Source organism: Tsukamurella paurometabola DSM 20162, assembly GCF_000092225.1.
Taxonomy (GTDB): Bacteria; Actinomycetota; Actinomycetes; order Mycobacteriales; family Mycobacteriaceae; genus Tsukamurella; species Tsukamurella paurometabola.
This window is the reverse complement of record NC_014158.1, coordinates 269,739-288,548: the sequence shown is the minus strand read 5'-3', so window position 1 is coordinate 288,548 and position 18,810 is coordinate 269,739. Positions and strand designations below refer to the sequence as shown.

Here is an 18,810-nt window from a genome sequence, read left to right as displayed (position 1 = left end):
GAGGGGTTGGGCCTTGCCCCTGGATCTTGGACACGATGTCATTTCGGTTATGCCGCTTGCGTGAGCGTAGCGCGGTAGGCGGTTTCGTAGGTGTTTGGTGTGATGTTGCCGATCGCGGAGTGCCGGCGGCGGGTGTTGTAGCGGTTGGCCCACCGGAACACGGCCCGGTAGGCCGTGGCCTGGTCGCCGAACGCTGGTCGGCCTTGGAGGAGTTCGCGTTTGAGGGTCGCGTTGAAGCTCTCAGCGAGGGCGTTGTCCGCGGACGAGCCGATCGCTCCCATCGACTGGGTCACGCCGAAGTGCTCGCAGAGGGCGGTGTAGGCCTTCGAGGTGTAGACCGACCCGTGGTCGGAGTGAAAGATCGCCCCAGCCAGGGTGCCGCGTTCGCGCTGCGCGGCCCGTAGTGCGTTTTCGACGAGCTCGGTGCGCATGTGAGTGGCCATCGACCAGCCTGCCAGCTTGCGTGAGCCCAGGTCGATGACCGACGCGAGGTAGAGGTTGCTGCCGTCGGCGATGGGCAGGTAGGTGATGTCGCCGACGTAGCGGCGACCAGGACCGCCGGTGCTGAAGTTCCTGCCGATCAGATCTGGGAAGCGTCGACCGGACTGATCCGGGACGGTTGTCTTCACACGCTTGCGGAGCCGGATTCCGGCCAGGCCGTGCTCACGCATCACGCGCGCCACGCGCTTGTGGTTGACCCGCTCACTCTCGGCTGCGCCGGCGTTGAGGTCAGCGGTGATCCGAGGCGCTCCGTAAGCACGATCCCCGCCCTGTTTCGGGTCTTGCAGCACCCGGATCCGGCCCGCCAGCACCGAGTCAGCCGCCGTCCGCGCGGCCCGCCCCTGCGCTGCAGCGAGCCACGCGTAGAACGACGACCGCGCGATCCCAATCACCTGGCACAACCGCTTCACGCCGTAGGCGTCCTTGTGGTCCTCAACGAACTGGAAGCGGTTCACCAACTCGTCTCCCCGGCGAAATACTTCGCCGCCTGACGGAGAATGTCGCGTTCCTCAGCAAGCTTTGCCTGCTCGACCCGCAACACCCCATTCTCGGCCTCCAGCCTCGTGATCCTCGCCGCCTGCGACTCCCGCCGCCCCACTGACACCCCCGCCGCAGCCGACGCGGTCCTCGTCCCGGAGCCGAGCTTGTCGACCCACCCCTTCAACGATCCCCGGGACACACCCAAATCCGCCGCGATCCCCTGCAACGTCGCACCCGGCGTCGACTCATACAAGTCCACCGCCCGGCACCGGAACTCATCGGTGTAACTCTTCCTGGCCATCCTTGGATTCTCACTTCCCCCAGCCATGTGCTGGATTACACGTGGGCCTGCTGCACGGGTAGGTGACAAGTTGGTCAGGCCGCGTGTGGCGCGGCCGGGTTCATGGTGGACTCGAATGCGATGGGTGTCAATCGTCCAAGGCGGCGTTGTCGGCGCCGGCGGTGGTAGGTCCGTTCGATCCAGGTGATGATCGCGGTCCGCAGTTCCTGCCGGGTGGCCCAGCAGTGGCGGTCGAGGACGTTGTTCTGCAGCAGGCTGAAGAACGACTCCATCGCGGCATTGTCGCCGCAGGAGGCGACTCGGCCCATTGATCCGCGTAGTCCGTGATATTCCAAGGCACGTCGGAATTTTCGGCTCCGGAATTGCGATCCTCTGTCACTATGAACTATGCATCCGGTGACATCACCGCGCATCGCGACAGCGTTGTTGAGGGCGTTGACGGCGAGCCGGGCCTTCATCCTCGAGTCGACGGAGTAGCCGACGATCCGCCCGGAGTAGGCATCTTTGATCGCACACAGATACAGCTTCCCTTCCCGAGCCCTGTGTTCAGTGATATCTGTGAGCCACAACCGATTCGGTGCATCTGCGGTGAACCGGTGACGAGTCCTGCCGTGCTCGTCGGTGACGGTGCATAGATCGTCGTGGACCGCGGGCCCGGGTTTGCCGCCCTTGCTCGAGCGTTTCTTTCCGAAGACGCTCCACCACCGGTTGTCGCGGCAGATCCGCCACGCAGTGCGGTCCGCCATAGGCTCACCGGCAGCGCGGGCCTCGTCTGCGAGTAACCGGTGACCGAACTCCGGATCATCAACGCTGGCGTCGAACAGGGCGTTCGCGCGATACGCCTCGACCAGCTCCGTCGCGGGGACCGGGGCGGCGAGCCAACGGTAGTAAGGCTGACGGGAGAGCTTCAAAACCCGGCACGACACCGTGACGGGAACACCGTCGTCGGCGAGCTCTTTCACGAGCGGGTACATCATTTTCCCGGCAGGTTCGCCTGCGACAGATACGCAGCCGCACGACGCAGGACCTCATTCTCCTGCTCAAGGAGCCGAATCCGCTTACGCATTTGCCTCTCGGTCGCCGACTGCGCCGCACTGCTCCCGGACTTGGAGCCGGCCTCGACATCGGCGGTCTTCACCCAGTTCATCAGGCACGACTCGCTAATGCCGAAGTCGGCAGCGATCTGCTTGAGACGGACTCCCGGCTCACGATTACGCGCGACACGGACCACATCGTCGCGGAACTCCTTCGGATACGGCTTAGGCACAGTGCACATCCTTCCAGCGGCACCCCTCGGCACCACAGATCAGATGTCACCTACCCGTGCAGCAGGCCCGAACTCGGCTACGCCGCGACCATCCACCGCGCCCAAGGCTTGACCGTGACCGTCTGCCGCGCACTGATCAACCCGGCCTCGGCGAACCTACGCGGCCTCTACGTCGCCTTGACCCGCGGCAAGGCCGAAAACCACGCCTACACCGCCACCCCCGCCACCATCGACGAACACACCGAAGACCAGCACCTGCACGGCGCCGGCGACGAGAGGGCCGCCGATAACAGTCGCGCGATCCTCGCAGTCGTCCTCGCCAAGGACGACGGGCATAAGGCCGCGGTCGAGCACATCCAAGAGGCCCTCGCCGCGTCCACTGACCCGCAGACCGCGCGGGACGCCTACACCGCCGCCCGCGATCTTCTGGTGGCTGATTACACCGACCACCTCCTCGCCGCGCATCTGCCCGCCGCGATCGTCGCGACCATCGACGCCGACCCCGCCGGGAAGGCTCGCATCCGCTCCGTGGTCGACCAGCTCATCGCATCAGGCGCTAGCAGCACAGTTATCGGCGCGCGACTCAATGCCGTGCATGACGGGCTGGAGACCGCACGGAACCTGCCCGCTTTCATCGCCTACAAGATCAACCCACCCGCCAGCGCAGTCGCCGCACAAGAGCACCGTGCGGCGCGTGAGCTGTTCGTCCGGGATTACACCGACCACCTCCTCGCCACCCACCTGCCCGCCGCGGTCGTGGCGACCATCGACGCCGACCCCGATAGCCGACGATCCATCGAAAATGCGGTGGACCGGCTGCACGCTGCCGGAGCCACCGACATCCCGGCCCGCTTCGCCGACGCCGACACCCGGCTCGAGAACCTCTCTCCCGGCGCCAGCTACACCGCACACCTGCTGCGCAGTCTCCGACGTCCCACCCACGCAAACGAACAGGCCGATCCGAGCCCCGCACAGATCGCCGCCCACCTACACGCCGACCCCGCCGGCAACGCGCAACTGAACGCCGCCCTGACCGCACTCGCACCCCTACCCGACCTCACCCCCGAGCCGGATCCGGCGGATCTGCCTGCACTGCCCCCGGCGCATCCCGGCGCCGACCGCAGCCTGCGCGAACACGCCCACCACGCCGTCGACAGCCACGACCGCGCCACCGCCGACCAGCTCGCTATCGACAGACCTGCCGACACCGAGCCCGAGGCGGCGCAACCAGTCGCCGCAGCGCTCACCACCGAGCAGCTGCTCGCTGCCGAAACCACCCCGGCTCTCGCTCCGGGGCTGGACCCGGCCACCCTCGCCGCGGCCGCCCGCGCCGTCGATGAGGCGACCCGCGGCCCCGATACCGAGCCGGCCACAGAACCTGCCGAGACCGCCCCCGACACCGAGGCACCCGCCGACCCGGCCGCTGCCGAACGCAAGGCCCTCGCCGCGCGCACCGTGGCCGAGTTCAAGCAGCACTCCATCCGCCGGCTCCCCGCCAGCGAACTCGACTACATCGCTCGCACCGGCGGCCGCAAACACGCCGACCGTCTCCGCGAACTGCGCCACCACACACCCCGCGAAGTCGCCGAACACGAAGCCTCCGCGCAAAGGCTCGCCCTCTACGAGCGCAGCTACGCCCGTGAGCAGCCCTACCGCGACGCCATCACCGCCCACCGCAAAGCGATCGATGCCCTCGACACCGCCCGAACAAAGCGCGACGCCGTGGCCCGCGAGCTCGCCGACACCGGACGGCTCTCACCGCGCCGCCGCGAACTCGCCCGCGAACTCGACACCCGCACAGCCGCGGTCACCGCCGCCGAGAAGGCAGCCGAAGACGCACGCCGCACCCGTTCCCAAGAACAGGCCCGCGCCGGCAAGCACCCCGTCACCGACGGCGCTCTGCAAGCCGCGCGCGAGCACACCGAAAACGCTCGCGCCGAAGCCGAGAAGGCCCAAGCCCGCCAGCAGGCCAAGATTGCCGAACTCACCGCCACCATCACCGCCCGCCAGCAAGCCGCCCTCACCGAACAAGAGCGCCGCAGCCAACTCGACCCGACCCAGCTCAAAATTGAACAGAAGCTACGCGGGGCCGCGCTCGAACACGCTCAGCAGCAGGCGCAACAGCGCAAGGACGCTGCGCGTGCCCGCGCCGGTCGGTTCGCCAACGACCCCGCCCGCCCCGTCAGTAGGGGCGTAGACGGCCCGACACGCGGTCGATAGAGGCATGGGGAACCTGCCGGTGCACCAGCCGAAGAAGTGACGCTTCCGCGGGCTCGTCCACAGCCCAAGGCCCGTCATCGTCGCGGTCTTTGAACTGGAACCGTTGCGGTTCGAGAACGCGATGCCCTACAGGCGGCTCGGCGGACCGCAGGGCGGTAGGAGTACTGCGCGCCTTCAGGCGCAGCCGAGTGAGGTCATGCCAGCTCATCCACCACCGCGTGACATCGCCGTCGGCCCGCCGGATCCGCTGGTAGTCCGCCGCCAACGCAGCCCACCGTCGACCATGCTCATCGCCCTCGCCACTGTCCCGCACCCTGTGACGCTAGCGCGTCCGCGAGGGCAGCTCCGCGCGAGACGACACGCCGAACAGCAGACACGCTGACAGAAACGCCGCGTACTTCCATCGAACGGCGGCGCGAGGACAATAAGACCCGACCTCCTACCGAGGGGCGCCGGAGACCACCTACTGGTCCAACTCTCCACGGCGCGCCCAGAATCTCAATGACGTTGTCAACCCGGGCAGGACGATCCACTTGACCTCAAGCGGCCATGACGGCGCCCTCCGGCGCGGCCCCGGTGTAAGGGCGCTCGTCGCGTAGTACCGCCCACAGGACATCAACTTGACGGCGCGCGAGCGCCAGTGTCGCCTGCGTATGCGTGCGATTCTCCGATCGTTTTCGGTCGTAATACTGGCGCGACCTACTATCGGGGTCTTTCAGGCTGGTCATGGCCGCGAGGTAGAAGACACGACGCAATCTTCGATTGTAGCGGCGCGGCCGACGCATGTTCCCCGATATTCGGCCTGAATCGCGCGGGACCGGCACCAAACCAGCGTAAGAGGCGAGTTTGCCGGCGTTGGCAAAGTTCCGGATATCACCGTTGAGACAGACCAATAGCTCGGCGCCGAGTTGCGGTCCGAGTCCTGGAATCGACTCAATCAGGGCAGCATGGCGATGCTGTCGGAACAACTCAGCGATCTGCTTGTCGAGCAGCTTCCGTTCATCGAGAAGCAACAGCAGCCGGGAGGCCAATCGCATTGTAAGAGCTGCGATATCACTCTCTCCAGCTCCACGAACGGATTGATGCCTGGCCGACTCCATCGCGGCCGCGGCTAGGCGTGCAGCGGAGTTCCGGTAGACCCCGGCGGTCAGCAAAGCCTCGTGGACGCCCTTTTCGCCGGCCTCGATCACGGCGGTGGGCGTGCAGAACATCGAGACGAGGATCAGCGGGAATTTGGTCGACAGGTCAAGCTGCTGTTCCAGACCAGGAAAGATACTGGTCAGGATTGCGCGGAGCCTGTTGATGTTGGCGACCCACTCTGCGGCTAGGTCAGATCGATAGGAAGTCAGCGTTGTCAATGCCGCTGTCGCATCATCACGCAGAGACACTGTCCTCAGAGATCGTCGTAGGCGACCGAGCTCCGCGATAACCTTCGCGTCTCTGGCGTCGGTTTTACCCTCACCGACAAAGGATTTCGACATCGCCGATACGGCCGCGCCCGGTACATACCGCACCACATGGGCAACCTCACGTGCGGCGAGGATCGCCAGCAACAGCGCCGAGATCTCCGAGACAACGTCGATCACCCAAACCGCTGCACCTTCAGCTTGCCGTTCGACTTCGGCGGCGATCGCGTTCAAGTCGCTCTCGCTGTTGAGCACCTGCCTGCTCAGCAGAACGCTTCCCGTAGCGTCGATGACGCACGCGTGGTGAAACCGCTTTCCGATGTCGACGCCGACGTAAATCGGTTGCACTATTCGCTCTCCGCTCATTGGTCGAGGGCGGCCCGAGGTTCACCGGGCCTTACCCCCTGTTCTTGGACACGTGTAATCCAGCACATGGCTGGGGGAAGTGAGAATCCAAGGATGGCCAGGAAGAGTTACACCGATGAGTTCCGGTGCCGGGCGGTGGACTTGTATGAGTCGACGCCGGGTGCGACGTTGCAGGGGATCGCGGCGGATTTGGGTGTGTCCCGGGGATCGTTGAAGGGGTGGGTCGACAAGCTCGGCTCCGGGACGAGGACCGCGTCGGCTGCGGCGGGGGTGTCAGTGGGGCGGCGGGAGTCGCAGGCGGCGAGGATCACGAGGCTGGAGGCCGAGAATGGGGTGTTGCGGGTCGAGCAGGCAAAGCTTGCTGAGGAACGCGACATTCTCCGTCAGGCGGCGAAGTATTTCGCCGGGGAGACGAGTTGGTGAACCGCTTCCAGTTCGTTGAGGACCACAAGGACGCCTACGGCGTGAAGCGGTTGTGCCAGGTGATTGGGATCGCGCGGTCGTCGTTCTACGCGTGGCTCGCTGCAGCGCAGGGGCGGGCCGCGCGGACGGCGGCTGACTCGGTGCTGGCGGGCCGGATCCGGGTGCTGCAAGACCCGAAACAGGGCGGGGATCGTGCTTACGGAGCGCCTCGGATCACCGCTGACCTCAACGCCGGCGCAGCCGAGAGTGAGCGGGTCAACCACAAGCGCGTGGCGCGCGTGATGCGTGAGCACGGCCTGGCCGGAATCCGGCTCCGCAAGCGTGTGAAGACAACCGTCCCGGATCAGTCCGGTCGACGCTTCCCAGATCTGATCGGCAGGAACTTCAGCACCGGCGGTCCTGGTCGCCGCTACGTCGGCGACATCACCTACCTGCCCATCGCCGACGGCAGCAACCTCTACCTCGCGTCGGTCATCGACCTGGGCTCACGCAAGCTGGCAGGCTGGTCGATGGCCACTCACATGCGCACCGAGCTCGTCGAAAACGCACTACGGGCCGCGCAGCGCGAACGCGGCACCCTGGCTGGGGCGATCTTTCACTCCGACCACGGGTCGGTCTACACCTCGAAGGCCTACACCGCCCTCTGCGAGCACTTCGGCGTGACCCAGTCGATGGGAGCGATCGGCTCGTCCGCGGACAACGCCCTCGCTGAGAGCTTCAACGCGACCCTCAAACGCGAACTCCTCCAAGGCCGACCAGCGTTCGGCGACCAGGCCACGGCCTACCGGGCCGTGTTCCGGTGGGCCAACCGCTACAACACCCGCCGCCGGCACTCCGCGATCGGCAACATCACACCAAACACCTACGAAACCGCCTACCGCGCTACGCTCACGCAAGCGGCATAACCGAAATGACATCGTGTCCAAGATCCAGGGGCAAGGCCCACCCAGCCGCAGCATTTCCCTAAGCAGCGGATCATCTTCGCAGCGGATCTCAATTAGCGGTCAAGGTGACCACAGGCGGGTGGGCGAACCGTTCTGGGCAAGCCGTAACTGTGGCAGAAGGAGGTAAGTCAATCCCACCCACCTGGGCCGTCCGGGAGTAGATCCCGGACAAGACCAACTTAGGGGAAGGAGGTGATGTGGATGTCCGAACAGGACAATGGGCCGCAGAAACGACAAAGCCCGACCACCTGGACAGTGATCTCACTCCTCGTCCAGGCGGCCAGGCTCGTCGTTGACCTGGTCCGACTGATTCGCGACTCGGTGATCTAACGATCACCGATCCACATCGGCCGGGCGTCCTGTAAACGGCAGGGCGTCCGGCCCTCAGCCTCGCGTCAATTCGCGTACCACCAGTGTACGCACATCTTCGCGCCGGGCGGAAGCGCCCGTGCGGGCCTCATTTCTGCGCTCGAAACCGGACAACCCGCAGATCAGGGCGGCCCTGCTGGGCCTTCACGCATGCGGCTCCACCAGTCCTGGCTCTCTCTGCACTGCTCGGCCGTCACCTGCTCGACCGGAATCAGCACGTCGTTCCACCACAGGTCCACCAGTGGAGAATCCGGCAGCTCGTTGACCTCAACAGCTGTCGATTCATGATCGAAGAGCGTCCCTTGCTCGACTGAGACCCGCCACAGGTCCTCCGATCTGCCGGCACGGTGCCAGATGAGTATGCAAGTCGGCTCGTCGCATTCGCGATGATGCGCCACAGCCCAGTTCTCGACTCCGAGAGTGAGTCCCGATGGGAACCGGACCCACATCAGCTGCGAGGGGAAGATCCCGAGCCGTGGGCCTACCTTGCGGCGAAACCCTGTGACGAGGTCGACTCTGCGCATCTGCGGCGAGATGCCCGGCACACACAAAGGCCCAGGTGAAGAATGTAGGTGGTCATCATGGCGATCCCACAGTGCGATGATCTTCGTCCACGGCTCTTCCGGTGATACGGCGCAGTGGTCAAACGGGGTATGGCCGATCGCTTCTGCCACCCACCGCTCCACACTGGCCCCATCGGTGAACCCCGATCCAGGCGAGAATGCCTTCACCGCTTACCCCTCCCGTCGACGGTCCTATACATGTCAAATGGCCGAGCAGAATTCGTCGGTTCTTCGCGCACTACGAGACCGGGGCCGAGGGTGCGGTTCGAGGGACCCTGTTTTCGTCGGCGATTTTCAGTTCGGTCGCTGAACGTAAGGCAGGTAGGAGGGCCCACAGTTCGTCGCCGGGGCACTCTGTGGGGCCGGCGATCTTGCTCCAGTCGCGGTGGCCGCTGACCGCCCACTGAGTGGCTCGAACGGCGTTGTTAGGATTTGCGTATTGCACCGCGGCTTGCGGGTTTAGTTGAAGCTGTTGACAGAGTGCGCTGAGGACCTGTGTGAGCGCGGCGCGGGCGGCCGGGGTCGGTTGTGAGCCGGTGAAGTCTCCGATGACGCAAATACCGATGTTGCCGCTGTTGGCTTGGTATACGTGTCCGGCAGTGACGACGGATGTTCGCGGTTTCAGGGACGTCGTGCCGGGGGTGAAGATGGGTGCTTCGGTACCGGTGTCGCGTCCGGCGTAGATGACTCCGTTGGGGTCGATGATGAGGTGGTAGCCGATGTCGCCCCAGCCTCGGCCGCCCTCTGCCTCCGGAAGGGCATGGAATCGGTAGATCGAGCGGATCGCATCGCGGTAGTCGATGAATTCATCGCCGCGAGGCTGTGCTGTGTGATGCACCGTGATCAATTGGGCGGGGGTGTATTCCGGTTCCCCCCATGTTTGCAGGGCTGGGTCTGCTCCCCAACCTGATCTGGTCACCACGGGAAATCCCCAGCCGTAGTGCGTAGCGACCGGTGCCTGGAAGTTGGGTGCGGTTGCGATCCGGTAGCGGGTCGGCGAGATCGATATGCCGGCGTCGGTGATGACTTCCAGGTCGATTGTGTCCGGAGGAAGCGCGATCAGTTCCGACGTGTTCGGTAGTGGCCTGTCATCTCGTCCGTGTGTGGTTCGACGGACAGCGATCTCGACGCTTTTGCCTCCGGGAAGACCGATCCTGAGGGCTACTCGTTGCCCTTGTGTTCCGGTGAGGTCAACCGACACGTATCCGGCCGGGCCTAGCTGCGTCGGCACTGGTGCCCCGACAGCACGTTGCCCGCCACCGGCGATCGCAGCGGTAAAGGTAGCTCCCGCTATCAACGCAGTTCGTCGCGAAACACTCCGCGAAATACCCATTGCGTGGACTCTCCGTTCTCTATGGTGAACCATCAGGTCTCGATCTGAGCAAATCCTCCCGCAGAGCGTTGTAAACCTCGCGGGCGATGAACCGCTTCAAGCAGCGCAGCACGTCCTTCTTCGAGAGCCCCTGGGCCTGTCTGCGCTCCATGTAGGCAATGGTTCTCGAGTCGTAGCGTAGGCGGACGACGGCGATCATGTACAGCGCCCGGTTTGCCTGACGGTCGCCGCCACGGTGCAGCCGCATGCGGTGGGTCTTGCCCGACGCCACGGGAATCGGAGCTGCGCCACAGAGTCGGGCGAACGCTGCATCGGTGTGCAGGCGGCCGATGTTCTCGCCTGGGCCTTGCCCCTGGATCTTGGACACGATGTCATTTCGGTTATGCCGCTTGCGTGAGCGTAGCGCGGTAGGCGGTTTCGTAGGTGTTTGGTGTGATGTTGCCGATCGCGGAGTGCCGGCGGCGGGTGTTGTAGCGGTTGGCCCACCGGAACACGGCCCGGTAGGCCGTGGCCTGGTCGCCGAACGCTGGTCGGCCTTGGAGGAGTTCGCGTTTGAGGGTCGCGTTGAAGCTCTCAGCGAGGGCGTTGTCCGCGGACGAGCCGATCGCTCCCATCGACTGGGTCACGCCGAAGTGCTCGCAGAGGGCGGTGTAGGCCTTCGAGGTGTAGACCGACCCGTGGTCGGAGTGAAAGATCGCCCCAGCCAGGGTGCCGCGTTCGCGCTGCGCGGCCCGTAGTGCGTTTTCGACGAGCTCGGTGCGCATGTGAGTGGCCATCGACCAGCCTGCCAGCTTGCGTGAGCCCAGGTCGATGACCGACGCGAGGTAGAGGTTGCTGCCGTCGGCGATGGGCAGGTAGGTGATGTCGCCGACGTAGCGGCGACCAGGACCGCCGGTGCTGAAGTTCCTGCCGATCAGATCTGGGAAGCGTCGACCGGACTGATCCGGGACGGTTGTCTTCACACGCTTGCGGAGCCGGATTCCGGCCAGGCCGTGCTCACGCATCACGCGCGCCACGCGCTTGTGGTTGACCCGCTCACTCTCGGCTGCGCCGGCGTTGAGGTCAGCGGTGATCCGAGGCGCTCCGTAAGCACGATCCCCGCCCTGTTTCGGGTCTTGCAGCACCCGGATCCGGCCCGCCAGCACCGAGTCAGCCGCCGTCCGCGCGGCCCGCCCCTGCGCTGCAGCGAGCCACGCGTAGAACGACGACCGCGCGATCCCAATCACCTGGCACAACCGCTTCACGCCGTAGGCGTCCTTGTGGTCCTCAACGAACTGGAAGCGGTTCACCAACTCGTCTCCCCGGCGAAATACTTCGCCGCCTGACGGAGAATGTCGCGTTCCTCAGCAAGCTTTGCCTGCTCGACCCGCAACACCCCATTCTCGGCCTCCAGCCTCGTGATCCTCGCCGCCTGCGACTCCCGCCGCCCCACTGACACCCCCGCCGCAGCCGACGCGGTCCTCGTCCCGGAGCCGAGCTTGTCGACCCACCCCTTCAACGATCCCCGGGACACACCCAAATCCGCCGCGATCCCCTGCAACGTCGCACCCGGCGTCGACTCATACAAGTCCACCGCCCGGCACCGGAACTCATCGGTGTAACTCTTCCTGGCCATCCTTGGATTCTCACTTCCCCCAGCCATGTGCTGGATTACACGTGTCCAAGAACAGGGGGTAAGGCCCCCTGCACTGATGAGGAACTGTGCCGCGTGCCCGGTGCCGATTCCGAGCTTGGAGACCAGCGTGGGAGTGGTCGCGGCGACGAGCTGCCCAAGTTCGCGGTCAAGAGTAGCGATCTCGTCGTCCAGGCTCTCCACACGCTGCGCGAGGCTGCGCAAGGTCAGTTTCGCGGCCTGAGCCGGCTCGTTGAGCCTCGAAATATTAGGACGCAGACGACTACATGCCGCGACGCGAGCCTTCGGTCCGGAGACATCGCTGTTGATCTGCTCGCGCAGCGTGTGCGGAGCGGTGATGAGCACGTTCTGCAACTGGGTCTGCGCAGTCGATCGGGCCTTAACCGCGGAATTTCTGGCCAAGGTGAGCATCCGGATCGACTCCACCGCACCTGTGGTGTCCTTCGGCACCACAGGCGCCTCACCGGCTAGAACCTTACGCGCCGCGGCCTCGGCGTCGATCGCATCAGTCTTACCGCGCCGAGCAGCGGTATGCGCGTGCGGGCGGTTGACCTCACGCACATCGTGGCCCTCCGCCAGAAGGTGACGAAGGAGGCCGGCGCCGTAGGAGCCGGTGCACTCGATACCGAATGCAGCCACCGTGCCGACAGTCGCAGTCCAGGTCAGCAGCTGCGAGTATCCGAGAGCCGTGGCTGGAAACTTCCTGTCGGCGAGGAATTTTCCTCGCGCGCTCAGGATCGCAGCGTGGTGTGTCTCTTTGTGGGTGTCAATGCCGACAATGATCGGCTCTTGCCCGACGGCCGGTGCTGCTGTCATGGTGAAGAAGTCTCCTTCTCGCTTCTCACGGGAGCGGTGTTGGATGACCGACGCCGGCCGGGCGGACGGACAAATCAGTGACCGGGCACTTCCGAACGCAAGGTCCTATCAAGTCACATCCCGCCCGGCACGGCCATAACCACCGCCAGGTGGTGAGCTACCCGGCCAAGGCCGACACGTCGAAAGAAGGACACCCCCGCGAGGCAAGGGATCAGATTATTGGGAAGTCAGACCCCGGCCGAGCAGCTCGCCACTAGTCTTCACTGATTGTTGGGGTGCCGGGATTGACTTGTAGGCGGCGTTGTTCGCCCTGGTCCCGGTTGAGTCCGGGGATGCGGTCGCCCGGCGGGCAGGCTGCATCACGATACTGCACACGTGCGATTTCTACACTGTCCCAGCCGTTCTCGTACTTCCTGCGCAAGCCTCGGTTTCGCGCGACAGCGAGCGGCCGGTATTCGCCCGGGCCGATCCCGCCGGGCATCAACCCCGCGAGCCCGACCCGGATCGTGGTGGCCACGTCCCCGGGATAGCTGTCCAGCTCGGCGTGGGTCAACGGATCATCCACCGGTGTCACACGCAAGGCGAACGTCACCAGCAGCGCCGCTCCGATCCCCGCCGCCAGAGCCACAGTCCCGATCACTCCCACCAGGCCGAGCGCCGGGTCGAAGCCGCTCACGACTTGGGCGTACGTCACAGCCAGAAGGCCGAACAGGAGCAGGAACACCCCCGGGTACGCGACCGCAGCCCGCAACTGAGTATTCCGCGCATACCGTGTGGCATCGCGCGGTGACAGCAGAATCAGATCCGATCCCGTCTCGAGGTTCAGTCTCCTGTGGGACTCACGGCGGCGTCGTGCCACTCCCCTTACCTCCCTCCTGCGCATCGTCCGTCCAGCGTTAACGTCCACGGCTTTGGCTCCGTCCTCGTGCTGGCTCGTGCCCGGGCGGTGTGTTCGGTATCCACCGGCTGCTTGCCCGCACGGTGACTTGCCGCGGTGTCGCCGTCGCCGCCCGGTCCTGGGCGGCGACGGCCTGCGCGAGGTGATCGGCACGCCGGCCTTGTGCTGCTACGGCGCGGTTGCCGTCGTGGGCCTGTTCTGCCGCCAGGTCTGGTCGTCGCCGGTGTAGGCGTTGGTCGTCATCGCGTGGTCGAAGTTGACCTCGGCGCGCGCAGTCTGCTCTATCGCCCCATCGTGCTCTGCCGCAGAGCGCAGCCCGTCCGCCGAACGGGCGGCGGCCGCGTCGATGCTCTGCTCGGAGACCGATATCGTCCGCTCAGAGTCGCCGGCTCGCACACCGCGATCGGCCTCCGCGCCACGGCTTGGGCCCGTCGGGGGCTCGTTGGCCACCGGCACAGCCCTGGCGGCATTGCGGCCGCCGACACGTTCTTTGGTCGCATCCCATCCGGTGGTCGTTGTGCCCTGTGCTCGCCACCCTCCTACGGTCTCGTCGCCGCGCGTGAGATGTGCGAACTCCCAGGAGCCTTCACTGACCTGCACGCCCTGCTGCCGTAGGAACTCCGCAGCCGGGATCCCGGACGGCAGCAGGCCCGAGACTGCGTCGACGACGTTGCCCTGGGCATCGCGCACGCTCAGGGTGTACTCGTTGTCGGTCAGCTCCACCTCGACCACCTGCGGACGTTGCGGCTCGTGCTCGTGCTCGCGCGCCGGGTGCAGGTCGCGAGCCTCGCTCGCCTGCGGGTCAGTCATCGAGGTTCTCGAACTGCTCGCTGGCGACCGGTGCGCCACCGGTGCTGGGCTCCGGGGCTTCGGTGGCGAACTTCATCTCGATCACCAGGTGCACCCGATGCCCGTCGGGGGCGATCGCCGCGCGCAGTGGTTCGCGCGGCTCCCCGATCCCCATCGGCCCGAATCGCGAGGTCAGAACTGCCCAGGTCGGATCGAACCGGTAGAGCCACCACCCGGTCATCGACTCCTCCTGAGCACGGGCAAGCTCGTAATCGCGCCACAGATGCTCCAGCCGCTCGACCACCTCCGGGTAGTCGAACCATGTCGGTAGCCAGAAGTACTCGCCACTATCGCGGGTGATCAGCTTGATAATGACCCCATCGACGAACTCGGCGATCGTGGTGAACTCCTGCTCAACCTTCTTCCCATCACCGCTGTTGTGCCCTGCTGTGGTGCCGTACTCGTCCTCGTCGTCGAGGGCGAAGTCGAAACTGTCCAGGTCGCTCATGCTGCTTTCCTCTCGCCTTCGGTGTTGTCTTCGAGGTCGTTGGCGCGCACTCGGTGGGAGGCGTCGTATTCCTTCTTCGCGGCGTCGATTTCGCCGGCACGCTTGGATTGGTAGGCCATGGACGGGGCGATGACGACCGGCCGGCAGCCGGAGGCGAGGAGGATCCCGCGGCCCTTGGGTAGCTCGCCCACCAGCTCGGGCGGCATGATCGGCTCGCGGCTGGTGTTCTCGCTGTAGTTGGTGCTCCCGGAGCTGTAGGACTTGTTCTCCCGGGTCTTGTCCTGGTCGCCGATGCGGGCGGAGATTTCCCGTTCGAGCTCGTCGTCACGGTTACCGCCCAGGTAGGCGACCGCGTTCGCCGAGTTCCATGCCGCGGTGAACTCATCGCCCCAGATGTTCTCCCCTTGGGTCTTGCTCTGCAGGATCGGCGCGAGGACCACGCCGATCGATCCGCAGTAGCTCATCATGTTCGGCAGGCCTTTGAGCCGGCAGATGTTGGCGACCTCGTCGAGGATCGCGATGATCGGCCGCTTGAGGCGACCGCCCTGCTCCCGGTTTGCCACGGTGCGGGCGGTCTCGATCACGATGCCGACCAGTGCGGTTACCAGTGGTGCGGGTGAGCCTTCGCCGTGCTGCGACAGCGCGTACAGCGTGTCCGTGGAGCGCACGAACTCTGCGGCCTTGAACACTGGCCGCGAATCCTTCACGTCCTTGACGATGTGCTTGCCCGTCTCTGGATGCCGGGCGATGACCCCGCGCTCTTCGGGCACGACCCAGCGGGCGAACTTCGGGTTCACCACGGCCTCGATGAACATGCGAGCCGGGTCGAAGAAGCCTTCCTGCTGCCGTGGATCGAGCTGATTACGTGCCTTGACCTGCGAACCGAGATCGGAGAACCCGTACTCGATGAGGATCTCCGCAGCCAACGTTTCGCGCGGTTTGTCCAACCACCGCGCTACGTGCAGCAGATCCCCACCGATCAGCGATGCGGCGAGCATGTACGCGGCGAGAATCCGCACGCCCGCGTTGTCGAAGTAGCTGTGCGCCGTGGCGCCCTTCTTCTGCACCGACGACACGAAATGCCCCGCCGCCTGCATCGCCGTCTCCAAGTCGGTGATCATCTCAAACGGATCAAACCGGATCTCCGGTGCACCAGATCCGGTCAGATCCTGCAGATCGAACAGCCACTCCCGGTGCCCGGCACGCCGGCGCAACACACTCGTTTCCCGGTACACGTCGATCTTGTTCGAGGTCACGATCACCGCACCTGGCCCGTCCAACGTCCAGGGGATCGCGAACGCCTGGCTCTTGCCTCGCCGCATGCCGGCGACGACGAAGATGCACGATTCGAAGTCGAGCATCAGCGCATGCCGCGTAGGAACCAGCGTCCCCAAATCCAGGCCCCACGTCGCCGGATTCTTCGGATCGAACCCGTCGCGACTCAGCCGCAACGCGGTCTTTTTCACCGCTTTCGCGGTGAACTGCTCGACCTCACGGTGCGAGGGCATGTATTGCGCGCAGTCGTCGATCTTGCAGGTTACCGGCGATGACGCACCCCCGCCGGCGCTGCTGCGCTGCATCCGCACCACCGCCACCAGCCCGCCCACCAGGACGAGGACACCGCCGAGCAGCATCAGCACCGCCGGGCCCTTGCCGCTCGAGATGATCGAGGGCACCACCAGCACCGCGAACGCGGCCACCGCGAGCAGCCCGGAGACGATCACCGGTCCGCGTGTCGCCCTATCCATGAGCGCCCTCCGACCTGGCGCCGGCACGAGCAGCACTGAACCTCTCCATCGCCGCAAGCAGCGCCGGCCCCGGCGTCACCAAGCTTCCGGTGAGCCAGTCCTGCCACGTCCGTGCAGTCTCGCTCTCGTCGAACTCGATCCCGTCGACGTGATGCCAGTACGGCGAGCCGTGAGCCATCATCGTCGCCGCGACCGCGCCGGTCGGGATCGCATCACACCACGCGAGCGTGTCGTCAGCGGCGATCCATGCCCGGCCTACCGGCTCACCGTCGGCATCTGCGACCACGCCGACCCACGCCTGCTCGTCGAGCGTGAGCAGCCACCACCGCCGCTGCCCCGACGCATCGAAGCCGGTCTCCGACGTGGAAAACCCCTCGGCCAGAAGGTGCCCCACGACCTCCGGAATGACGTTCTCCTCCTGCATGTTCAGTTCCTCTCGGTCCGCTACCTCGGTCACTGGCCCTGCTCGCCTTCGATGACGAAGTCCCGCGGCGCCAGATCCTTCCAATGCCGCTCCCCCACCTCGGTCTCGCACACCTCGACCGCCGGGTTGTCGGCCTCCTCGTGGTGCTCGACCGTCAGCGACACCGAATCCTTGAGCGCCATCGACACCAGCCGGTCGGTGTCGATGTTCGGGTTCGAGATCACCAGCTGCGCGCGAATGACCCCGGCCTCGCCGCCCAGATACCCGACGGCATCGGCGAGCAGCGCGACCGCCTTGTACGCGGCGACCATGTCCGCACTGTTCGGATCCTCCGGGTCGTAGCTCTTCTGCTTATCCGGATTGATCTCGCCGTACGCGCGCGAGGACTGATCGGCCTGCGCGTTGCAGATCGCCCACGAAGCGACCGTCTCACCGTCTGGGGTCTCACCGACGAACCCGGCGGTGCACACCCGCAGTAGCGGCGCAACCCTGGCCGCCTCGGCTACCTGCGCTCGGTGCTCGGCCTGCTCCTTGGCCCACAGCTCGGCGGAGTTCACGCCCACGCCCTTGTTCAGCTCGCGCAGAAACAGCTTCCACACGAACTGCGGCTCGGTATCCACCGTCGCTACCCAGGCGTCGAACCACTCCCGGATCGCCGTCGTCGAATCCAGCCGGGCGAGCTCACCACGGTTGTCGACGATCGCCTTCCGCACCAGCTTCTCGTTGATCTCCGCGTACGACGGACCCTTCTTGGTGCTCTGCTTCGTTCCCATGGTTACTCTCACTCTCTTTCAGTTTGATATTCGTTGTCTACGAATCGGTTTGCCGCCTACGCGGTGCCGCCCATCCACACCGTCGCGAAACACTCCGTCCCGTGCACTGCCACTGGTGCGTTGGTTTCCTGCCGGCCATGACCGTCGTGCCCGTCGTCCAGGTGGGCCTGAATCTGCGCGGTCTGTTCCTCGGTCAGCTGCGGCCCGAAGCACACCAGGTCATTGGCCCACAGCACGCGCTTCATGCTCGTCGGGATCGGCGAATAGTCCCCGGGGCCAAGTACATCGAGTCCCCAGATCGCCTTGGCGCCTTCCCCGCACATTCGCGCCATGGCGGTGGCCTGCGTCAAAGCGCGGATCTCGTCCCGGCTTTGCTGCCCGAAGAGCGCGACTCCGTCTGCCGCCGCCGCGTCAAACCACGCCAACAGATCGCAGTCAGTCCACAGCCGGATACTGCCGATACCCGGCGTGCGGTCCCACCCCGGGCGGGGCGGCCACATCCGGACACTGCTGGCGAAGACCACCTGCTCCCGCACTAACGCTGGCGCGGCCAGCATGTCCAGAACCTCCCGCAGATGCGCCGCGACGGCCTCGCCGCCGTTATCCGGTGATCGCTCATTCAATCCCTGCATTGCTGCCATGTCCTCTCTCAACCGTCTCGTTCCGTTGACTTGTCTTGTGCCTGGCACGCCTACAGCACGCTCCGCATCGCAGCCGCAAGCCCGACAGCAATCAGCGCTCCCGCAGTGGCACATAGGCCGTCAAGGGTGAACCCGCGTAGCTGCCGGATGCGACTGGCAGCCACGCTCATCTCCCGAGGGCTCATACCGGTCCCGTCGCGCCCCAGGCGAGCCTGCGCCCGCCGCACCTGCACGAGGATCGCCACAGTCACCAGCAGGGCGACCGCCGCCGCGATCACACCGGCGATCATGAGCACCGTCAGATACCGCACGAGGCTGCCGTCCTGAACTGCATTGCAGATCGCCCACGACGCAGGCGTATACGTGCGTACACACTCCGCGGCCACCTCAGTCGGCGGGGTCATCGC

At 65.6% G+C, this 18,810-nt stretch carries 16 protein-coding genes and 2 pseudogenes; 2 read left to right on the top strand and 16 right to left on the bottom strand.

The window, feature by feature from the left end:
* Window positions 1-47: 47 nt before the first annotated feature.
* Together TPAU_RS01390 and TPAU_RS01380 are read right to left on the bottom strand one after the other, a co-directional pair.
* Window positions 48-1,282, bottom strand: a protein-coding gene (locus TPAU_RS01390) for an IS3 family transposase (protein ID WP_086012687.1) whose coding sequence is annotated in 2 segments (ribosomal slippage) — window positions 48-973 and window positions 973-1,282 — 1,236 coding nt in all. Because the reading frame shifts where the segments join, the coding sequence is not laid out codon by codon here.
* A 74-nt stretch (window positions 1,283-1,356) separates the two neighbouring features.
* Window positions 1,357-2,549, bottom strand: a protein-coding gene (locus TPAU_RS01380; RefSeq protein ID WP_245537794.1) for an IS3 family transposase whose coding sequence is annotated in 2 segments (ribosomal slippage) — window positions 1,357-2,262 and window positions 2,265-2,549 — 1,191 coding nt in all. Because the reading frame shifts where the segments join, the coding sequence is not laid out codon by codon here.
* 114 nt (window positions 2,550-2,663) lie between these two features.
* Here TPAU_RS01380 and TPAU_RS01370 point away from each other — a divergent pair.
* Window positions 2,664-4,769, top strand: a complete 2,106-nt coding sequence (locus TPAU_RS01370) for a hypothetical protein (protein ID WP_013124977.1) — start codon at window positions 2,664-2,666, stop codon at window positions 4,767-4,769.
* Between the two features lie 539 nt (window positions 4,770-5,308).
* Here the strand turns inward: TPAU_RS01370 and TPAU_RS01365 are convergent.
* Window positions 5,309-6,541, bottom strand: coding sequence for an IS110 family RNA-guided transposase (locus TPAU_RS01365; protein WP_049825741.1), 1,233 nt, complete (start codon window positions 6,539-6,541; stop codon window positions 5,309-5,311).
* Window positions 6,542-6,634: 93 nt separating this feature from the next.
* Between TPAU_RS01365 and TPAU_RS01355 the strand changes: the two genes are divergently transcribed.
* Window positions 6,635-7,869, top strand: a protein-coding gene (locus TPAU_RS01355) for an IS3 family transposase (RefSeq protein WP_086012687.1) whose coding sequence is annotated in 2 segments (ribosomal slippage) — window positions 6,635-6,944 and window positions 6,944-7,869 — 1,236 coding nt in all. Because the reading frame shifts where the segments join, the coding sequence is not laid out codon by codon here.
* Between the two features lie 530 nt (window positions 7,870-8,399).
* Here the strand turns inward: TPAU_RS01355 and TPAU_RS01350 are convergent.
* The 13 genes and pseudogenes from TPAU_RS01350 to TPAU_RS01285 form a co-directional block, all read right to left on the bottom strand.
* The gene (locus TPAU_RS01350; protein ID WP_147291133.1) at window positions 8,400-9,008 is read right to left on the bottom strand and encodes a hypothetical protein; all 609 of its coding nucleotides are present in this window, start codon (window positions 9,006-9,008) and stop codon (window positions 8,400-8,402) included.
* Between the two features lie 70 nt (window positions 9,009-9,078).
* Window positions 9,079-10,041, bottom strand: coding sequence for a peptidoglycan recognition protein family protein (locus TPAU_RS22165; RefSeq protein ID WP_245537826.1), 963 nt, complete (start codon window positions 10,039-10,041; stop codon window positions 9,079-9,081).
* A gap of 151 nt (window positions 10,042-10,192) precedes the next feature.
* Window positions 10,193-10,513 (bottom strand): annotated as a pseudogene (locus tag TPAU_RS01340) (transposase); the annotation flags it as partial.
* 40 nt (window positions 10,514-10,553) lie between these two features.
* Window positions 10,554-11,788 (bottom strand): IS3 family transposase gene (locus TPAU_RS01335; protein ID WP_086012687.1). Its coding sequence is split into 2 segments (ribosomal slippage): window positions 10,554-11,479 and window positions 11,479-11,788, totalling 1,236 coding nucleotides; the frame shifts between segments, so codons are not numbered across the junction.
* A gap of 369 nt (window positions 11,789-12,157) precedes the next feature.
* Window positions 12,158-12,622 (bottom strand): annotated as a pseudogene (locus TPAU_RS22160) (IS110 family transposase); the annotation flags it as partial.
* Between the two features lie 253 nt (window positions 12,623-12,875).
* On the bottom strand, window positions 12,876-13,346 hold the full coding sequence (locus tag TPAU_RS01320; protein ID WP_041944225.1) for a hypothetical protein: 471 nt from the start codon (window positions 13,344-13,346) through the stop codon (window positions 12,876-12,878).
* Window positions 13,347-13,688: 342 nt separating this feature from the next.
* Entirely contained in the window at window positions 13,689-14,330 is a 642-nt protein-coding gene (locus TPAU_RS01315; RefSeq protein ID WP_013124969.1) for a hypothetical protein, read from the bottom strand.
* The gene (locus TPAU_RS01310) at window positions 14,323-14,817 is read right to left on the bottom strand and encodes a DUF4913 domain-containing protein (RefSeq protein ID WP_013124968.1); all 495 of its coding nucleotides are present in this window, start codon (window positions 14,815-14,817) and stop codon (window positions 14,323-14,325) included. The genes TPAU_RS01315 and TPAU_RS01310 overlap by 8 nt, the downstream gene beginning before the upstream one ends.
* On the bottom strand, window positions 14,814-16,565 hold the full coding sequence (locus TPAU_RS01305; RefSeq protein ID WP_013124967.1) for a type IV secretory system conjugative DNA transfer family protein: 1,752 nt from the start codon (window positions 16,563-16,565) through the stop codon (window positions 14,814-14,816). Before TPAU_RS01305 ends, TPAU_RS01310 begins: the two co-directional genes overlap by 4 nt.
* Window positions 16,558-17,022 carry a hypothetical protein gene (locus tag TPAU_RS01300; RefSeq protein WP_013124966.1) on the bottom strand — a complete coding sequence of 155 codons (465 nt, stop codon included), beginning with the start codon at window positions 17,020-17,022 and terminating at the stop codon, window positions 16,558-16,560. Before TPAU_RS01300 ends, TPAU_RS01305 begins: the two co-directional genes overlap by 8 nt.
* Window positions 17,019-17,762: a hypothetical protein gene (locus TPAU_RS01295; RefSeq protein ID WP_013124965.1), complete on the bottom strand. Its 744-nt coding sequence runs from the start codon at window positions 17,760-17,762 to the stop codon at window positions 17,019-17,021. Before TPAU_RS01295 ends, TPAU_RS01300 begins: the two co-directional genes overlap by 4 nt.
* A gap of 56 nt (window positions 17,763-17,818) precedes the next feature.
* On the bottom strand, window positions 17,819-18,403 hold the full coding sequence (locus TPAU_RS01290) for a hypothetical protein (RefSeq protein ID WP_147291131.1): 585 nt from the start codon (window positions 18,401-18,403) through the stop codon (window positions 17,819-17,821).
* Between the two features lie 50 nt (window positions 18,404-18,453).
* Window positions 18,454-18,807: a hypothetical protein gene (locus TPAU_RS01285; protein WP_013124963.1), complete on the bottom strand. Its 354-nt coding sequence runs from the start codon at window positions 18,805-18,807 to the stop codon at window positions 18,454-18,456.
* Window positions 18,808-18,810 lie beyond the last annotated feature (3 nt).

Coding starts and splice junctions, on each gene's coding strand:
- TPAU_RS01365 (WP_049825741.1), bottom strand. CDS start 6,541: ATGAGCGGAGAGCGAATAGTGCAACCGATTTACGTCGGCGTCGACATC.
- TPAU_RS01315 (WP_013124969.1), bottom strand. CDS start 14,330: ATGACTGACCCGCAGGCGAGCGAGGCTCGCGACCTGCACCCGGCGCGC.
- TPAU_RS01310 (WP_013124968.1), bottom strand. CDS start 14,817: ATGAGCGACCTGGACAGTTTCGACTTCGCCCTCGACGACGAGGACGAG.
- TPAU_RS01305 (WP_013124967.1), bottom strand. CDS start 16,565: ATGGATAGGGCGACACGCGGACCGGTGATCGTCTCCGGGCTGCTCGCG.
- TPAU_RS01295 (WP_013124965.1), bottom strand. CDS start 17,762: ATGGGAACGAAGCAGAGCACCAAGAAGGGTCCGTCGTACGCGGAGATC.
- TPAU_RS01290 (WP_147291131.1), bottom strand. CDS start 18,403: ATGGCAGCAATGCAGGGATTGAATGAGCGATCACCGGATAACGGCGGC.
- TPAU_RS01285 (WP_013124963.1), bottom strand. CDS start 18,807: ATGACCCCGCCGACTGAGGTGGCCGCGGAGTGTGTACGCACGTATACG.